Here is a 19350-nt window from a genome sequence, read left to right on the forward strand (position 1 = left end):
GTCCTTAGTACGAGAGGACCGGGATGGACTGACCTCTGTTGGACCTGTTGGAGATCAACTCCAGTGCAGGGTAGGCATGTCGGGACTGGATAAACGCTGAAGGCATCTAAGCGTGAAGCCACCCTCAAGATGAGATATCCCATCGCAAGAGTAAGACCCCTTGAAGACTACGAGGTAGATAGGGCTAAGCTGTAAGTGCTGTAAAGCATTCAGGTGATAGTTACTAATAGGTCGAGGGTTTGACCAATGTGGTTTGGTTGCTGGATAACAGATGGATTACTGAGAATAAGTTATTTGCATTCGGTACGCAGTTTTCAAGTGACGATTTATAATGTTTTTAAGTCGTGTGGGTTTAACCTACACGACTTTTTTGATTAAAAATCAAACTTGAAATAGAAATTATCTATAAGGTGAATTATATTATAAGTGTATTGACTTTCATTAGGATGCATTAGTTCTTTCTGCCTATCTTTGGGTAGTGGGGAATGATACTAACAAACAGGGCGGGTTATACCGTGAGCTGATTTTAATCTTTTCAAATGGGTACAATCTAAAAAGTTCCGTTGAAGAATTGGAGACTGTATGGATTTTAGAGAATTAACATATATAACGGCGGTAGCAGATAACCGTTCTGTTACAGAAGCAGCGAGACAGTTGTATATTTCACAGCCTTCTTTAAGCTACATTATCTCTAAGGTTGAGGAAGATCTGGGAGTTAAGCTTTTTGACAGGAGAACCAATCCGATAAGTCTCACATATGCCGGTGAAAGATATGTGAAAACGGCAAAAGAGATACTTGTTATGAAGGATAACCTACGAAGAGAACTATCTGATATCGGGCATGGACAGAAAGGGAGAATAAATATTGGCATTCCTACTGAAAGAGCCGGGTATATGCTTCCGAAAGTCATAGGAGAGTTTAAAAAAAGCTATCCTAATATTAAAATCTATCTTCAGGAATCAAAGTCTGAGGAAATAATAAACAATCTTATAAATGATAAGATTGCTTTCTGTATACTTCCGGGGGGAAAGGAAAGTCTGCCGCCCGGAGTTAAAACCGAGTATATTTATTCTGAAAAACTATATCTTGTTGCAGCAAAGGGGATGGTAAGCAGAGATATGATCATAGATAATAGTATAGATGACGGAATACCTGTTGCTGATCTGAAGTTGCTGAATATTTATCCTTTTATTATGATGAAGCGTGGACAATACATAAGGCATAAGGTAGACGATATTTTCAGAAGATTCGATTATATTCCAAAGGAGGTTATGGAGGTTTCAAGCTGTATATCAGCAACACAGCTTGCGGGTGCAGGTCTTGGAATAACCATAGTCCCGGAAAGAGCTATTGAACCGCTGAAGAATGCCGGGTTCGAAGTTTTTAATTACAGCGAAGAAAGTGACAGCTGGGATGTAAACATTGTTTATAAAGAAGGCGTGTATCTGGATGAAGCGGAGAGGGCACTGATACGAACAATGCGGGAAGTATTTGCAAGATATCAGGGAATAAAGCCTGAAACCATGAAATGACATAAGTGTATCTCTCAATTGTGCTCGCACAAGAGTGGGAGACAGACATCATGACACTCCCATAATATATAATTAATCCTATTCTATAGAAAATATGTAATGTTAAATATACATTTCAATATATTGTACAGATGAATGCAGGGTCCCTATAATCAAATTATGATTATAGGGCCTTTTTTGTACAGGATTTATCAGATAGCCGATTAGACCTGCAACTACGTGTCTGAAATATACAGCTAAACATGCATTTAGATAGGAGAATATATGGTTAAACTTATTGATCACGGAGTTTTTGTAAATGAAAAGTTTGAGATTATCTGTGATGCATATGAAAATACTGAGGGTACTGCTATTGAATCCGGGGATCTTAAAATCGAGGAAGGTCGTAAGAAAACAATGGCCTACAGGATTATCTCAAAGCATAATCACAGTGAAGACATGAAAAATCTCAAGATAAAATTTGACTCCATGGTGTCTCCGGATAATAATTACGTGAATATCTTACAGACAGCAAGAGCTGCAGGATTAAAGGAGTTTAAGCTGCCCTATGTTCTTTCCAATTGTCACAATACACTTTGTGCCGTAGGCGGAACCATTCTTGAGGACGATCATGCTTTCGGTCTTTCCGGTGTCAAAAAATACGGCGGTATCTTTCTTCCACCATACCGTGGAGTACTTCATCAGTACATGCGCGAAATGATGGCCGGGGGAGAAAAAATGATACTTGGTTCAGATTCCCATACCCGTTACGGAGCGCTGGGTACAATGGGGATAGGTGAAGGTGGCGGAGAGCTGGTTAAACAGCTGGTGGGAAAAACCTATGATATTCCTTATCCCAAGATCATAGGGATAAAACTTACAGGTGCACCAAAACCTTTCGTAGGTTCTATGGATGTGGCTCTGTCGCTTATTTCCAAGACCTTTATAAATGGATTCAGCAAAAATTGTGTTCTTGAATTTATAGGTTCGGGGATCCGGAATCTTTCCATGGAATATAGAATGGGGATTGATGTAATGACCACAGAGTCAGCTGCCCTCAGTTCTATCTGGTGTACCGATGAATTTACAGAAGAATATCTGAGGGAGCATGGCAGGGCAAATGACTACATCAGCCTAAAGCCTGAGGATGGAGCATATTACGACAGGTTTATTGAGATAGATCTTGACAGCGTAGAACCTATGATAGCTCTGCCTTTCCACCCCTCCAATGCAGTGACCATACGTGAATTTAAATCGGATATGGACAGATTTGTGAAAGAGATTGAAGAACGGGGCAATGAGATAAAAGGCGGCAGAGGAGAAGCATTCTCTTTGAATGCAAATATAAAAGACGGATGTTTTTATCCGGATCAGGCACTTGTATCAGGCTGTGCAGGAGGTCTTTTTGAAAACATTGTGGCTATGGCAGATATCCTTAAAAGTGGGAATGAAAGTATCTACGGTATTTCTGGAAACGGACTGAACCTCCATGTAAATCCGGCATCTCTTCCCATCATGGAAGATCTTATGAAAACAGGCATAGGCTCAGAGCTTGCAATTCAAGGAGTGACTATGAGACCCTGCATATGCGGCCCTTGTTTCGGAGTCACGGATGCTCCTGCCAACAACCAGATTTCCATACGTCATGTAACGAGAAACTATTCGAATCGCGAAGGAAGTAAACCTGATCAGGGTCAGATGTCGGCAGTGTGTCTTATGGATGCAAGATCCATCGCAGCCACAGTAAGAAATGGGGGAAAGCTGACAGGAGCCGATGAACTTAGTGACGTGGTTTACCGAAACCTGAGGCATCATTTCGATGAAAGAATATATAGAGCCCAGGTTTATGATAATTTTGGTCACGGAGATGAAAAGCATGAGCTTGTCAGAGGTCCCGGAATCGCAGACTGGCCGGATATGGCTCCAATTAAGGAAAATTTACTGCTTAAAGTCGTGGGTTCCTACCGGGGGTCTGTCACAACAGATGATCTTATTCCATCAGGAGAGGCCAGTTCCTACAGATCAAATCCCGAGAAGCTGTCGGGGTTTACCATGATTTCCAAGGATCCGGATTATGTTCCGCAGTCCATGTCAGTACGAAAAATAAGTGCATCTGTAAATCTTGATAAAGATGCTAATGCTGTAACCTTCGGTTCTGTCATAGTATCTGATCAGATAGGAGACGGTTCAAGTCGAGAGCAGGCGGCGTCCTGCCAGAAGGTACTGGGTGGATTTGCAAACCTCAGTAATGAGTATTCAACCAAACGTTACAGAAGCAATCTTATCAATTGGGGCCTTCTGCCGCTTAGAACTGAAGAAAAACCTGAAATTCTTCGCGGAACCTATCTATATATTCCGGGGATAAAGAAAATCCTGAAAAGCGGCGAAAGTGCTGTAGAAATATTTGTTCTCGATAGGGATATAAGAATAGAGAGTGAAGAAGATCTAAAGGGCCTAAGACATGAAGAAATCATAAAGCACAGTATCAAAAGTATAAAAGCTACATTAGACAGCCTTACTAATGAAGAAAGAAACATACTCCTTTCAGGATGTCTGATAAATAATTATAAAAAAATACAGTAGTACATATTCCCCCTTTTTCCCAGGACTGAGAAAAAGGGGATTTTCATTTGGTTCATAAGGATTTAAAACCTATTGTGAAACATGATGCTAATAATTAATAATTAATAATTAATAATTATAAGTCCGATATATAATAAGAAATAAATAAGTATAAAAAAACTGAGTATGGATGAAATGGAAAACAGTACTAAGGTCGAAAATAAGAAGGTTCTTATAAAACTTGAGAAAGTAGGGAAAATATATAAAACCGGTCAGATCGTATATGAAGCTCTGCATGATATAGATCTCGAAGTAACAGAAGGTGAATTGGTTGTTATTCTAGGACCCAGCGGTTCAGGAAAAAGTACACTCCTTAATGTTATAGGCGGGCTTGATAATGCAACCAGTGGCAAGATATATTTTGGAGATGATGAAATAACCGCATTTAACGACACACGCCTTGGAAAGTTCAGAGCCAGGGATGTGGGTATCATTTTTCAGTTTTATAATCTTGTTCCTTCACTTACAGCCTATGAAAATGTGGATCTCATGAGGGATCTTGGTATCGATATAATTGATCCCACAGAGGCATTGGGACTTGTCGGATTAGCTGATAAAAGTACGAACTTTCCATCACAGATGTCAGGCGGACAGCAGCAAAGAGTGGCAATAGCCCGTGCTATTGCAAAAAAACCAAGACTTCTCCTGTGCGATGAACCTACAGGTGCACTTGATACCAATACGGGAAGAGAGGTTCTGAAACTTTTGCAGGATCAGAGCAGAATAGATAAAAGAACAGTAGTTATGGTTACACATAATGCTTTGTTTGCAGAGATTGCAGATAAGGTTATCATGGTGAAAAACGGAACCATAGATGAAATAGTTATAAATGATAATCCAAAGGATGCATTTGATCTGGAGTGGTAATGAAATATGACTAAAAACCTTGTAATAAAGCTCATTAGAGATCTGAGAGAGAATTTTGTTCAGTTTCTCGCTATTTTTCTGATGTGCTTTTTTGCAATGTTCATCATGGAAGCATTCGATGCTGTGGTAACAGGACTTGGTAATTCAGTGGATGAATACTATAAAGAGACAAATTTTATGGATATAAAGATCTCTTCAGAAGGATTTTCCAGGGAGGATCTTTCTCTCATCATGAATTTACCGGCTGTTAAAAATGCTGAACTACGGTATACAACAAACGGGAAAGTAAAGCATAAGGGTAAGGAAAAAAAGCTGGAGTTCAATTTTATCGAAGAAAACGAAGTTTCAAAAATGCTTATTTGGAAGGGAACTCCATATGAAAAAGACCAGAGCGGGATCTGGATTGACAGATATTTTGCTGAAAAACAGGGAATAGATGTCGGAGATGAACTTCAGCTTATATGTGACGGAGTTGAATTTGATGAATCGGTAAGAGGTATAGTGGAAAATCCCGATCATTCATATTTTGTCATCGACAACACATATACCATACCGAGTATCGGAGACTATGGTTATGCTTTTCTCGACTCAGGAGATTACCCGGGAGAGTATGTACAATTTGACAGCATTTATATTGATCTGAAAAATGTTTCAAACCAGTTTGAACTTACCGAAGCAGATAAAAAAGAAACAGATTCGGTAAAACTTGAAATCCAGAATCTGTTTTCGGAAATTAACATAAGCTGCGTTTCAAAGAAGGACGAAGAGGGACATGATGCCCTGCATGGGGATATGGAATCGGATGAAACACTGGAAATCGTATTCCCTTGTCTGTTTATAACCATCGCTCTCTTGGGAATAGTATCAACCATGACAAGACTGGTACTTAAGCAGCGCACCATAATCGGAACCTTCAAAGCACTGGGGTTTGCTAAAGGGGTGGTGTTTATGCACTATATCACATATTCTGTTGTGGTTTGCCTTTTAGGCTGCATACTTGGGGCAGTGGCGGGATGGTTTAGCCTTGGTCAGTATATACTCGATATCATGGCGGAATACTATTGTAACCCGTATCAAAGACTTGAAGTTTCACCGAGAATAATCATAGTGATTTTGGCTGTTGTGGGGATGTCAGCATTAACAAATTTTCTTTCCTGCAGAGGGATTCTGTCTTTAAGAGCATCGGAAATACTGGTGCCGGAACCACCAACGGTTGCAGGCGCAGGAATAATTGAAAAAGCATTTTTTTGGAATAAACTCAGTTTTGCCAGCAGATGGAACATAAGAGATATTAACAGGAACAAAATAAGGACATTGGCCGGGATTATCGGAGTTACGCTTTGTACGGCTCTGATGCTTACTGCCTTCGGAATGGATGAACTGAATAAGGGAGTAGTGGAATGGCAGTATTCAGGACTTACGCCTTCGAACTATCAAATAGGTTTTGCGCCTGAAACAGATTACGGCACAGTTTATGAATACTCAAGGCAGTATAAGGGACAGATGGTGGAAAAGCTTCAGACGGATATAACTAAAGATGATAAAAGAGGCTTATATTATGTCACGGTTATGGATGAAGGAAATCTTTACAGATTTCAGGATGATTCGGGAAAATATATCAGACTTCCGGATATGGGAGTCGCAGCCAGTGCGAGAGTCATGGAAGAGATGGATCTTAAAATAGGAGATACCGTATCTTTCAGGATCCCGGGAGTAAAAGAAAAGTTCAAAGTAAAGATATATACGGTTTATAAGGAACCCTATGAACAGGGAATAGCTATGAAACGACGTTTCTATGAAAGTATAAACGGTGAATTCAAGCCAAATCAGTTGTTTACCAATATGACTGTTCCTGCAAGGTATGCTACGGAAAGAGAAGAAATAATAAGTGTCTTTTCCAAAGATGAGTATATAAGATCCTATAGACTGAAAAGTCAGGCCACGAATCTTGAGGTATATTACGTAATGACTATCGCAGTACTTCTCGGAATAGTTGTAATGTACAATCTGGGAGTTTTATCCTTTGCGGAAAAGATGAGAGAGGTTGCTACATTAAAGGTACTGGGATTTTCCACAGGAAGTATACGCTGGATACTGAATCAGCAAAGTTTAATCATCGATGGTGCAGGTACCGTTACAGGTCTTATACTTGGAAAGAAACTGCTGGTTTTTGCCATGAGCAATCTGGATTACTCGGCGGACTATATCTACAGGATAAGTTACATGCCTTATCTTCTCTCAGTGCTTATCTCATTTGTTTTATCAATAGTTGTAAATTCCATCATTTCGGCGAAAGTAAAAACCATTAATATGGTTGATGCATTAAAAGGAGTCAGATAATGATTAAGTATATAAAGAGAGGAATAATATGTCTTTTGTGCATTGGGATCATTGCCGGGGCTGTATGGTATTTTATGCAGCCGGAATCTATGATCGTTATAGTGGCTGAGAGAAAATCCATAAATCCGGTTATATACGGAACGGGAAAGATCAGCGGGGGCAGAAAGATAACCATATATGCAGATGTGACCGGACTGGTGGAGTCAAAAGAGGTTCAGGTAGGTGACAGGGTTAAGGCAGGAGATAAACTGGTTCAGTATGTTAAGGATGATCAGAAATTACAGGTTGATCTTGCAAGGACAGATGCTGAATACAGTAAGAAGATTCTTAATGCTGACATCAATCAAAAGGCAAAATATGAAAGTATGATGAATGCAGCAACCCTGCAAATAAATAATTGTGCACAGACCTACACCACTCTTGAAGAACAGCTCAGAGCCATGACCAATGAAAGTTATGGTGATGATCGTTTTATTGCAGATGTTAAAAAACAATATGACAGTGATATCCTAAAGCTTCAGGACCAGATGTTTCAAAAGCAGCAGGGAGTTGCCCAGACGGAGGTTGAACTGAAAAAAATAGAATTACTTACAGGGGATGAAGAGGAAGCCAGTAAAGAGAAGGTGGATAAAAAGACAGATAAGGCTATAGATTACTATGAAAGTATAAGTGAGTTAAACAGAAAGATAACTGATATAGAGGTAGATAAGCTGACGCTTCCGGAAGAGGGAATGGAACCTGAGAAACATGAAAAGTATCTTGAGCTGCAGGCAAATATGGAAACGGTGCTGAAGCTTTGGTCTGAAGCAAGAGCTCAAAAAGAATTCGCACAGTCAATGCTTGTAACTAACGGAGATATATACAACAGGGAACAGCAGCTTGCTTTGTCCAACAGAACTCTTGAAAATGCAGAAAAGGAACTGAATAAAGCAGAGACCGGAACAAATTCAACGACTGATGGGATAGTTACGGCCTGTTTTATAGATAAAGGAGCTTCGGTTGAAAAGGGTGCACCTATCATGGAAATAGAAACAGACGATGAGTATCTGATAAAGATGAAGGTTTCCAAATATGATATCCATTCAATAGGGTTGGGACAGAAAGCAGAAGTAAGAATAGGCGATAAAAAGTATACAGGTGAGGTTATAAGAATAGGACAGTCGGCAGAGAATGATTCAAGCGGTAAGGCCAAAGCAGTTGCAGAAATCAAGCTGGACACAAGAGATGAGCTTATAGTGGGGCTTGACGCAGATGTAACCCTTGAACTTGAAGAAGTTACCGATACAATAGGTATTCCAAATGAATGTATATACAATGATGATGACGGATCATATCTTTATATGATAAGAGATGGTGTTGTGACTAAAGTCTATGTAATCACAGGAGCAAAAGATAACACTATGACAGAAGTGGAGGGAATAAAAGAAGGAGATCATGTAATCATGGATCCTGCTGCGTCAGAATATGTAGGCGAAGAAGTGGAGGAAATAGTATATACGGGACAATAAATCTCTCATTTTGATTTCGTCAGCAAGTGTACAGCTTAATGTATTATGAGTCCTTTATGTCCATAATCTTGTATTTAAGCTTAAAAGTGCATTTCATTTGGAATGCGCTTTTTTAATGTTCTAAAGATAAAAGAGAATTGGATTCAGACATTTTAACATTTGCAGGGCTTCTCTCTTGAATTGGATTATATTGTTTCTCTGCGGGACTTTCACGTTTGTTATATAAGATATTCCAAAAAATAATAAGGACACAGTTGACAAGTCTTTAATATCGGTTTATGATATGAACCATAAGAGATAAGGACATACAAAACAAGTCCAAAACATCGTGATACTAAGTTAGCTGATATTGATGACAAACGAAACACAAGTAAATATTGACTGACATCTAACACAAATGAACAAACAATGAGCAAAGAAGCGGGAGGTAAGCCATGAGAGCAGCAGAGAACAAAGCGGTTAAGACAGTAACATTCTTTAGAGGCGACGGAATCGGACCTGAAATTTCAGATTCAGTATTTGCCATTTTCCAGGCTGCACATGTTCCCGTTAAGTTTGAGATATTTGATGTTGGGGAAGCAGAGTACAACAGAAACGGAAAGCTTATTCCTGATGATGCGTTTACATCTTTTGAAAAGACAAAGGTTCTTCTTAAGAGCCCTATCACAACACCTGTAGGTAAGGGATTCCGTTCTCTCAATGTAACAATGAGAAAGAAGTATGATCTTTATGCAAACTTCCGTCCGGCGAAGTCAAATTCAGCGGTTCCGACACCATTCCCGAATACAGACATTGTCACATTCCGTGAGAATACCGAAGACCTGTATGCGGGAGTTGAGGAGAAGATTTCAGACAATGAGATGCACAGCATCAAGATCATCACAAGAGACAAGTCAGAGAGAATCTGCCGCTCAGCTTTCGATTTTGCAGTACAGAACGGACGTAAGAAGGTTACATGTATTCACAAGGCCAACATCATGAAGCTTACAGACGGACTTTTCCTGGATGTTTTCTATGAGGTAGCAAAGGATTATCCAGGTATCGAAGCAAAGGACATGATCGTAGATGCATGCTGCATGAATCTGGTTCTTGATCCTTCAAAGTTCGATGTTATGGTAACAGAGAACCTGTATGGAGATATCATCACAGATCTTACATCTGGACTTATCGGCGGAGTTGGGCTCATGCCATCTGCCAACATCGGAACAGACATGGCCATGTTTGAGGCAGTACACGGTTCAGCACCTGATATCGCAGGAAAGAACATTGCAAATCCAACAGCATTTATCTGGTCGGCATGTATGATGCTTGATCATATCGGACTTAACAGCTATGCTGATGTAATCCGTGAAGCAATCAAGAATGTTATGGACGAAGGTGTACACACAACAAAGGATATCGGTGGTTCAGCTTCAACCACAGAATATACAGATGCAGTGATCAATGAGATTAAGAAGATCATGTCTCAGGCTGCATAATATGACAGCGGATGAGATTGTTTCAGTATCAGACTTTTGATGATCGTATGATATCTATATAAAGCGCGGGTACAGAACTCGGCATTGAACCTAAACATAAAAAGCAGAGATAGAGACACAGGGTTATTCGGTAAAACCGATTGGCTCTGTGTCTTTTGTTGTGTAAGTATACAAAACATGGATATAATGTCTAATGGATTCTTTAAATAACAGCGGGGCAGATAATGTATGAGCATCTTTAATAAAAACAACCAGAAATATACTGATATGGCACAGAGATTTGGTCTGTTCATGCTTGGTATAATTATACTATTTATTGTCTTTATAGATTTCAACAGTTATAAGACATACAGCGATGTACTGATAAGGCAGGAGGAGACACAGCTCCTGTCCATTGCACGGATCGTAGGTGATAACTTAAACAACTACCTTGAACAGGAACGTGACAAGATTGATGTTACTTTTGCAAAGGAAAACGGTGGAATTTCGGATATACACAGTAAGAACAAATATCTCATTGATGACAGCTTTCCTTTATATCGAGGTTATGTTTTGCTGGATGATAATGCAGAAATCGTAGATATCATCATGTCCGGTACACAGGGAACCGAAAACCGGGAGAAATTGTATGAGGGCATAAAGCTTGTAAACCTGCTCAAGAATTACAGAGCTGAAATAGTAGGTAAGTTTTTTTCGAAGGAGGATTCTGAATATACTCTTTACATCAAAAAGACCATTCGTGTGGAGAATAAACTATATACCGCAATATATGCGCTTGATATGAGTGAAATATACAATCGTATCATTAAACCTGTTCAGATAAACGGTGCCGGATACATCTACATCAGGGATGCGGAAAATGTAATCATCATGCATCCCTATCATGATGAAATAGGAACTTCCGGTTTTCAGAGTGTTCATGAGAATACAACCGGTAAGTCCGATGCATTCGACGATCTTTTCAGATGGTCAAACTATCAGAAACAGGTTGCCGAGGGTTACGATGTCATTCAATCCTATAGCATCAAAAGAAATGCTTTGGTACCGGAAACCATGATAGGTGCATTTACAAAACTGTATATTCAAAATGAGGAGTGGACTGTTACTGCATTTTTGCCTATGAGCGTACTATCGGGGCCGCTTACCCAGTTCATTTCCATATTTCTTCTGATTACGCTGATCATATTCCTGCTTGCTGTAATCGGAACAGCGGTTTGCATGAACATCGTGAGACAAAGTAATGAAATAAAGTATCTGAGAGAGATAAATGATGGTATGGAGATGATACAGAAGCAGAGCGATGAGATCAGAAACTATCAGAGAATACAGTCGCTAGGTATGATGGCAAGTCATATCGCACATGAGTTCAATAATTTTCTCACTCCGGTTATGGTATATGTAGATCTTCTGAAAACAGATAATGACATTTCTGAAGAAAATCATGAACTTCTGAATGAAATGTCCGGTTCTCTTGATCAGGCAAAGCAGTTGTCAACGGATCTTCTGAGCTTTGCAAGACAGGATACAGGAGCAAAGCTTACAAACATTAATTTGCGTGAGGAAACCGAGTCTGCATTAAAGATGGTAAAACGTCTGACACCGCACAGGATTAAATTTGAGAGTGAGATCTCATGTAAAGACATCAACCTGTACGCACGAAAGGGGAACATTGAGCATATTCTTCTAAATCTCAGCAAAAATGCATATGATGCCATGGAGAATTCTGAAAAAAGAATTCTCAGAGTGGAACTTAAGACAGAGGGTGAGGAAGCTGTGCTTATGGTATCCGATACAGGCTGCGGTATACCAACAGAAACCATAGAACAGATTTTCGAACCTTTCTATACAACCAAGGGAAGTCGTCAGGGAACAGGACTTGGTCTTTCTGTGGTGAAAAATATAGTTACGTCAATGGGCGGAAGACTTGTAGTCAGGAGCAGTGATGAAGGGACAACATTCAGCATGTATTTCCCTGTTGCAGAAGATAGCGGAGAGAATAAGACAAGTAAGATAGCAAGCATTAAGCGTATAGCTGTTATATACAATAAAAACATAGATATCAGGAGAATTGAGGAGATCTTCAAGGGCAGCGGTGTGAGAACGGAGTTTTTTGATCATCCTGCAGCGGTAATATCAATTGTGGAAAAGAGGAAGGACTATTTTGGAATGATCATTTCATCCTATCATCTTCCGCTCATGAACGGAGTTGAGACTCTGAAGATAGTCAGACGTCTGGATCCGGAGATAAGACTGATACTTACAACAGATGAAAAAATCACTGAGTTTGAGTGGTATCTGAATAACGGGTATTTTGACAGGCATATAACTGTAGAGGATTTGTATAAGGAGCTTGGAACTTTGATAACCATGAACAGGGGCGGGATATTGCCTAGAGAAAGTGACGCAAAGTTTGTTGAATGAGAAAAATGACAAAACTGTCACTGTTGAATGTGCCCAAATTATTGCCTTGACTTTGAACGTATATGTATAATGTCGCCATAGGTTAGAGAAACGAAATAACTGCCTGATCCATCAAAAAGTCAGGCATATGGCGTCGATCCGCAGAGAATCGGATATAAGCGGAAAGATGTTCACAGGAAAGGAGAGGTTCTTATTATGAAAAAAGCATTTATGGGTTCTATCGCTATTCTTACGGCGATGTCGATGGCAGTTCTCGCAGGATGCGGCGGCAGCTCATCATCAGGCGCATCTTCTACGAAGACAGAAGCAGCCGGTGGTTCAGGTGAAGCTGCAGCTGAGGACTGGAAGTGGGAGCGCAACATCGAGATCGTTTGTCCATGGGGAACAGGCGGTGGAGCTGATACAACTCTCAGAGCATTTGCTACCGCTCTTGAAAATGAGATCGGCGTCAAGGTAGTCGTAAACAACAAGTCCGGAGCAGGCGGAGTTACAGGTGTTCAGTTCGCATCTTCACAGCCGGCAGACGGATACACATATCTTCTCTGCACACAGTCACCTATGCTTGCTCAGATCACAGGAGCAACAGATTTCGATGTATATGGTTCAGTTAAGCCACTTTGCCAGCTTGTACATGATGTAAACGTATTCGTAGCAGGTAAGGATGAGCCATACAACAATATGGAAGAGCTCAAGGAGTACCTTAAGGCAAATCCCGGTTCTGTAAAGTGTGGTGTTATGACTATCACTGGTCTTGATGCAGCTTGCGTACAGGGGGCATTTGAAGGTGGAGTTGAGGCTGTTGCTTATACAGAGGGTTCACAGCTCAACGCTGATATCGTAGGCGGACACATCAACCTTGGATGTGAGGGTCCTGCTGAAGTATCTGCAATGGTAGAGTCAGGCGATATGAAGGTTATCGGTGCATGTACAGATCAGCACCTTACACTTGCAGGTTGGGAAGATGTTCAGACAACAGCTGACATCAACAACGAGACAACTTATGGTCCTGCACGTGGTATCTTCTACATCCCGGGAACACCTGATGCTGCTATAAAGGCATTTGAGGCAGCTGCTGAGAAGGCCGTTGCATCTGATTCTTTCCAGGAGTTCTGCAAGCAGCAGGGTCTTGATCAGAGACAGGGTTGGCTCAACACAGCTGATTATCAGGCTGAGTGGGATTCAGACTATGAGAATCTTACAGCACTTTTCGGAACAAAGTAATTCGTTTTAAGTAATGTAATTGTCGGGGGAACAGTTATTTGTTTCCCCGTATTTTTAAAGGGGGAAATGTTTTGGATATCATATTTTCAGCATTTTTAATCATTGCGGGAATTGGTCTTTTTTCCATGATCGGTGCTGATCCATCAGCTGCAGCTTCCGAAACTGAGCTTGGTGCCGCATTTTGGCCTCAGATCGTTCTGACCATCATGATCGTATTATCTGTAGTTAATATAGTTACCGCACTAAAAAAGATGAAGGCAGAGGGTAAGACCATAACTTCGGAGATTGATGTTGCCGGATTCTTTAAGAGTAAGCTTTTCATTGGAATGATAGCAGTAGCTGTACTTGCGCTGGTACTGCCTACTATAGGGTTCGTGCCTTCATGTATTCTGTTCCTTATAGGCTATGGAGTCCTTCTCAAGGCTCCTGATATTCCCAAGCTTGCCATAGCTGCTGTTCTTATCACCATAGTTATATATATTCTTTTCCAGGGTGCTCTTGATATCATGCTTCCCAGAGGAACAGGTGTCTTCCGTGAGCTTGCTCTTGTATTTGAAAGAATATTACCGTTCTAAGGAGGAGATAAGAGTATGTTTGATTTACTTGTAACAGGATTTTCTATAGTATTTGCGCCTGCTACCTTCCTCTTTATCGTAGGTGGTACAATTATCGGCGTTATCTTCGGCGCCATGCCGGGAGTTTCGGCATCAATGGCGGTTGCCCTTGCACTTCCTTTCGCTTATGCGATGAAACCTATCGTTGCCATTGCATTCCTTGTATCTGTTTACTGTGCATCAATAACAGGAGGCGGTATCACTGCAATTCTTTTCAAGATTCCGGGAACTCCTTCATCTGCGCCTACAACATTTGACGGTTATCCTATGGCTCAGAGAGGAGAGGCAGGTAAGGCACTTGGATATTCACTTGTTGCATCTGCTTTCGGCGGACTTGTTGCAGCATTTGCTATGGCGCTCATTTCGCCTCAGCTTGCGGCTGTTGCTCTAAAGTTTGGTCCTTCAGAGCTTTTTGCCGTATCTTTCCTCGGACTTTCGGTTCTTTCATGTCTTGACAGTGATAATATAGTAAAGACACTTATCTCAGGCTGTATCGGACTTTTCCTTGCATGTATCGGTATGGATCCGATGCTTGGTATAGCACGTTTCACATTCGGAAGTTCAACACTTCTTTCAGGCATCGAGATGATCCCTGTCATGATCGGTCTTTTTGCAGTAACTGAGGTTCTGAAGCAGACAAACAAGCAGAAGAAAATCGATATTGAAAAGGATTCAACAGCAAAGGGCGGAGATACATCTGCAAAGCTTCCTTCTATTAAGGAACTCTGGGAGACTAAGTGGACTATGATCCGTGCTTCAGTTCTCGGAACAGTTGTAGGTATCCTTCCCGGCGCAGGTGCTACTATCGCTTCTTTCCTTGCATACGCAATCGAAAAGAAAGTTTCAAAGCATCCTGAACTTCTTGGTACAGGTATCCCTGACGGTATCGTTGCTTCCGAGGCAGCTAACAACGGTGCTACCGGTGGTGCCATGGTTCCTCTTCTTTCACTTGGTATCCCCGGTGGTAATGCAGCGGCTATCATGATGACAGCTCTCGTTATCCAGGGTGTACAGGTTGGACCGCTCCTTATCAAGCAGCAGCCGGAGTACCTTGCGTCTGTATTTGCATCAATGTTTGTCACAAATATCGTTATGGTTATCGTATCCATGGGTATTGCAAGAGTCTTTGCAAAGATTCTTTCAGTTCCGTATTCTATCCTTGGACCGGTTATCGTTATTCTTGCAACAATCGGTGCTTACGCTACAAATAACAACACAGGTGATGTTGTTCTTATGGTGGTTGCAGGTATCATCGGATATCTGTTCTCAAAGCTTAAGTACAACTCGGCAGCACTTGTTCTTGGTCTCGTACTTGGACAGATGTGTGAGTCAAACTTCCGTAGAGCTTATACACTTATGAATGGTAGCATCATAGGTATTTTCTCAAAACCAATCACATTCGTTATCGTATCAGCATGTGTGATCATGCTTGTATATCCGTTTGTTAAGCCGTTAATCTCAAAGAAAAAGGCTTAATGACATAAGTGACAGGAACTCTTGCTATGTGCAGGAGTTCTTTTTTATGTTAAAATTCAAATTATATAAGTGAACATTATTCTTTGGCGGTTAGGTGAATGGGATATGGCGAACGAAAATATTCTGGTTGTGGATGATGAGGCGGCTATACGCCTTGCTATGCGGGTGGCTCTAAAAAGAGAAGGAATGCGAGTGACTGAGGCGCCTGACGGGAAGGAAGCTATTGAACTTTTGGGTGATCAGAAGTTTAGTCTTGTGATCCTTGATGTCATGATGGAAAATGTTGGCGGTTATGAAGTTCTTCGTCATATGAGGTCGAATGATGATATGACACCTGTTTTAATGCTTTCCGGTAAGTCTGATGAGGCGGATCAGATGATGGGACTTGATTTCGGTGCTGACAGTTATCTGACGAAGCCTTTCCATACCGCACTTCTTATCCAGAATGTAAAGGCCCTGATAAGGCGTACACAGGTTTATGCTCATGTTGATACTACAAAGCTGAAATGCGGTCACTTCAGTGTGGATACAGTGAAGATGGAGTGTCTGAAAGACGGTGAACCACTTGATTTCACGGGACGAGAGACTAGTCTTTTCAGATTTTTAATGGAGCATCCCGGAGAAGTATTTACCAAGGAACAGCTATACAGGCAGATCTGGGATGATAGTGGAGCGGTTGTGGATGAAAATACAGTTACAGTCTATGTGAAGCGTATAAGGAGTAAGATTGAAAAAGATCCCAAAAATCCTGTATATCTGAAAACAGTACGTGGCGTTGGTTACAGATTTGACCAAACAGAGATGTGATGCATCTGAAGACTGTTATGTAAAATCTCTGACAATCTTTATATATTCTGTCGCGTGGTATGGAAGATAACTGTTCTTTCGGAAGGCCGCTACAAAGTTGATCGGTGTGCTTGGGTCTCCAACGGAAAAATATTTTAAAGGTTTATCAAGTTTCATATGTTTGAGATGTGTCTCAGTGATGAAACAGACGCCGTAATTTCTTGAAGCAAGTTCTGCCTCGGCGCGAATGTTACTTGTTTCAAGAATGATATTCGGATTGACATGGTGCTGTCTGAAGAGTCTGTCTACTATGGTTCTGGTACGCTGATTCGGATTTTGCATGATCACGCCCTGATTATGAGTTTCAAGGTGCTTTAAATCAAGATGAGGATAACGGCACCCTTCCATCGGATAAGCCAGTTCACACAGAGGATTATCAGGAGACATAACAAGTACCATCTCTTCGTGGCTTATGATCTCGGTTTCAATATATGGGTTTTCATCAGGTTGATTGTAGAAAGCGAGGTCCACATCTCCGCTGAGTATCAGTTCATTCAGTTTGCTGGAGCTGGATTCGTGTATTTTGATTTTAACATTAGGATAAAGGCTGTGAAAAATCGGGAGAGTACAAGGCAGCATATAGGTTCCTCTCATGGCAGGGAAGCCAACATTAAGTAAACCTGAATCGTGTTTCAGAATATCACCTACTTCCTGATCAAGTTCTCTTTTTATATTCAGTATCTCTTTAGATCTCGCTATATATCGTTTTCCAACATAAGTCGGTACATACCTGTTCCCGATTCTATTAAACAGAGGCTGACCCACATAGGATTCGGTGTTCTGTAAAAATCTTGACAATGAAGGCTGAGACAGAAAAAGTGCCTCAGCAGCTTTCGAAATATTCCCGTACTTCTCAATCGCTATTAGATATGTCAGGTCCTTGAAATCCATTACGTCCTCCTGAAAATGGTTTTGATTCTTTCACGAAAAGCTGTCGTCTGATCAACTACAAATAAATATATCATTTCAAAGTGGAGAGCAGGCAAGAACTTCGGTTGCTGAAGGGCTTTTACCTGCTTTCATTCGTTGATCATCTGTAGATGGATTATATCTTGAAATGGACTATACGTCCAATGCATAGTTTTTATCGAATAAATGCATTGGATATATAAAAATGCAAATGATATTGTATATACATAGATAAACAGATGCGCGCTGTTCATTGAAAACTAAATGAAACGTTTCTCTTATCCCCCGATGAGATACATTTTCGAAACACTATTTTTTACGCTGTGGCTTTCTGGTAAGTGGCAGCAGAATGGAGTTTATATGGAACAGGTGCATGAGCGTGCAATGAAACTGCCGGTTACTATCATTAGAGGCGGAACCAGCAAGGGTGTGTATATCCTGGAAGAAGATCTTCCCAAGGATAAGAATGAGTGGGATGCTATTCTCCTTAGACTGATGGGCAGTCCGGACAAAAAGCAGATTGATGGACTTGGCGGTTCACAGTCAGTTACAAGTAAGGTGGCTATCATTAAGAAATCTGACAGAGCAGATGCAGATGTTGATTATACATTTGCACAGGTTTCTGTAGACAAGCCTATCGTAAGCTACAAAGGAAACTGCGGAAATATTTCATCCGGCGTAGGACCTTTTGCCATTGAAAAGGGACTTGTTGAAGCGAAGGATGGAATGACAAGTGTTCGAGTTTACAATACAAATACAGATAAGATAATTGAAGAAGAAGTCAAGACTGAAGATGGAGAGGTGGTTTACGATGGCGATTTTGCAATCGCAGGCGTTCCCGGAACAGCTTCACCGATTAAGCTTAAGTTTGTAGATCCTTCAGGAACATTGGGAAAGGGGCTTCTTCCTACAGGTAATGCTGTCGATGTTCTGGATGTTCCTGACTTTGGCAAGGTTGAGGTATCTATAGTTGATGCAGCCAATCCGCTTGTGTTTGTAAAGGCGCAGAGTCTTGGATTAAACGGCGGTGAGACACCTGATGATATAAACGGTGATGCTGAAAAGCTTGATCTTCTTGAAAAGGTAAGAGGTCTTGCTGCAGTAAAGCTCGGTCTCATTGATGACTACACAAAGTCAGCGTGGGAAACACCTGGTATACCTAAGATGACATTTGTTTCTGAAGCTAATGACTATACAACAGCAGATGGTAAGGAAATAAAGAAAGAAAACATTGATCTTCTTTCAAGAATGATGTCAATGCAGAAAGCTCATCCAAGCTACGCAATGACCGGTGCCATGTGTACGGCAGCTGCAGCAGTTATAGAAGGAAGCGTCGTTAATCAGGTGCTTTCTGAAGGAACAGATACGCAGTATATCCGTATAGGACATGCAAGCGGTATCCTTGAGTGCGGAGTTGATTATGCTGAAGATACTGAAAATCCAAAGGTTCCTAAGATAGACGATACTTTCGGATTCAGAACAGCCAACATGATCATGGAAGGTAAGGCAGTCATCAGAACCTGATGGTAAAAGAAA

General features: G+C 40.9%; 13 protein-coding genes and 1 rRNA gene. 13 read left to right on the plus strand and 1 reads right to left on the minus strand.

Annotated features, from left to right (window positions below; translation table 11 throughout):
* The 12 genes from BM294_RS09540 to BM294_RS09595 all read left to right on the plus strand — a co-directional run.
* A 23S ribosomal RNA gene (locus tag BM294_RS09540) occupies positions 1-247 on the plus strand; the annotation flags it as partial.
* Between the two features lie 335 nt (positions 248-582).
* Positions 583-1533, plus strand: coding sequence for a LysR family transcriptional regulator (locus BM294_RS09545; RefSeq protein WP_091207452.1), 951 nt, complete (start codon positions 583-585; stop codon positions 1531-1533).
* A 264-nt stretch (positions 1534-1797) separates the two neighbouring features.
* Positions 1798-4095 (plus strand): hydratase, encoded by a 2298-nt coding sequence (locus tag BM294_RS09550; RefSeq protein WP_091207457.1) that lies wholly within the window; start codon positions 1798-1800, stop codon positions 4093-4095.
* Positions 4096-4269: 174 nt separating this feature from the next.
* Entirely contained in the window at positions 4270-5001 is a 732-nt protein-coding gene (locus BM294_RS09555; RefSeq protein ID WP_091207684.1) for an ABC transporter ATP-binding protein, read from the plus strand.
* 6 nt (positions 5002-5007) lie between these two features.
* Positions 5008-7341, plus strand: coding sequence for an ABC transporter permease (locus BM294_RS09560; RefSeq protein WP_091207460.1), 2334 nt, complete (start codon positions 5008-5010; stop codon positions 7339-7341).
* A complete protein-coding gene (locus tag BM294_RS09565; protein ID WP_091207462.1) occupies positions 7341-8849 on the plus strand; it encodes an HlyD family efflux transporter periplasmic adaptor subunit in 1509 nt (502 codons plus the stop codon). The genes BM294_RS09560 and BM294_RS09565 overlap by 1 nt, the downstream gene beginning before the upstream one ends.
* 434 nt (positions 8850-9283) lie before the next feature.
* Positions 9284-10327 (plus strand): isocitrate/isopropylmalate dehydrogenase family protein, encoded by a 1044-nt coding sequence (locus tag BM294_RS09570; protein ID WP_091207464.1) that lies wholly within the window; start codon positions 9284-9286, stop codon positions 10325-10327.
* 228 nt (positions 10328-10555) lie between these two features.
* Entirely contained in the window at positions 10556-12748 is a 2193-nt protein-coding gene (locus tag BM294_RS09575; RefSeq protein WP_091207467.1) for an ATP-binding protein, read from the plus strand.
* A 195-nt stretch (positions 12749-12943) separates the two neighbouring features.
* Positions 12944-13969 (plus strand): tripartite tricarboxylate transporter substrate binding protein, encoded by a 1026-nt coding sequence (locus BM294_RS09580; protein WP_091207469.1) that lies wholly within the window; start codon positions 12944-12946, stop codon positions 13967-13969.
* Positions 13970-14040: 71 nt separating this feature from the next.
* Positions 14041-14544: a tripartite tricarboxylate transporter TctB family protein gene (locus BM294_RS09585; RefSeq protein WP_242944500.1), complete on the plus strand. Its 504-nt coding sequence runs from the start codon at positions 14041-14043 to the stop codon at positions 14542-14544.
* Between the two features lie 15 nt (positions 14545-14559).
* Complete coding sequence (locus BM294_RS09590; protein ID WP_091207472.1) at positions 14560-16059, plus strand: tripartite tricarboxylate transporter permease; 1500 nt, start codon at positions 14560-14562, stop codon at positions 16057-16059.
* Between the two features lie 105 nt (positions 16060-16164).
* Positions 16165-16866 carry a response regulator transcription factor gene (locus BM294_RS09595; protein WP_091207475.1) on the plus strand — a complete coding sequence of 234 codons (702 nt, stop codon included), beginning with the start codon at positions 16165-16167 and terminating at the stop codon, positions 16864-16866.
* Positions 16867-16881: 15 nt separating this feature from the next.
* On the opposite strand, the gene BM294_RS09600 is transcribed toward BM294_RS09595, so the two are convergent.
* On the minus strand, positions 16882-17796 hold the full coding sequence (locus BM294_RS09600; protein WP_091207477.1) for a LysR family transcriptional regulator: 915 nt from the start codon (positions 17794-17796) through the stop codon (positions 16882-16884).
* A 378-nt stretch (positions 17797-18174) separates the two neighbouring features.
* Between BM294_RS09600 and BM294_RS09605 the strand changes: the two genes are divergently transcribed.
* Positions 18175-19338 (plus strand): 2-methylaconitate cis-trans isomerase PrpF family protein, encoded by a 1164-nt coding sequence (locus BM294_RS09605; protein WP_091207480.1) that lies wholly within the window; start codon positions 18175-18177, stop codon positions 19336-19338.
* The last annotated feature ends 12 nt before the right edge of the window (positions 19339-19350 follow it).

Source organism: Oribacterium sp. WCC10, from assembly GCF_900113415.1.
Classification (GTDB): Bacteria; Bacillota; Clostridia; order Lachnospirales; family Lachnospiraceae; genus Oribacterium.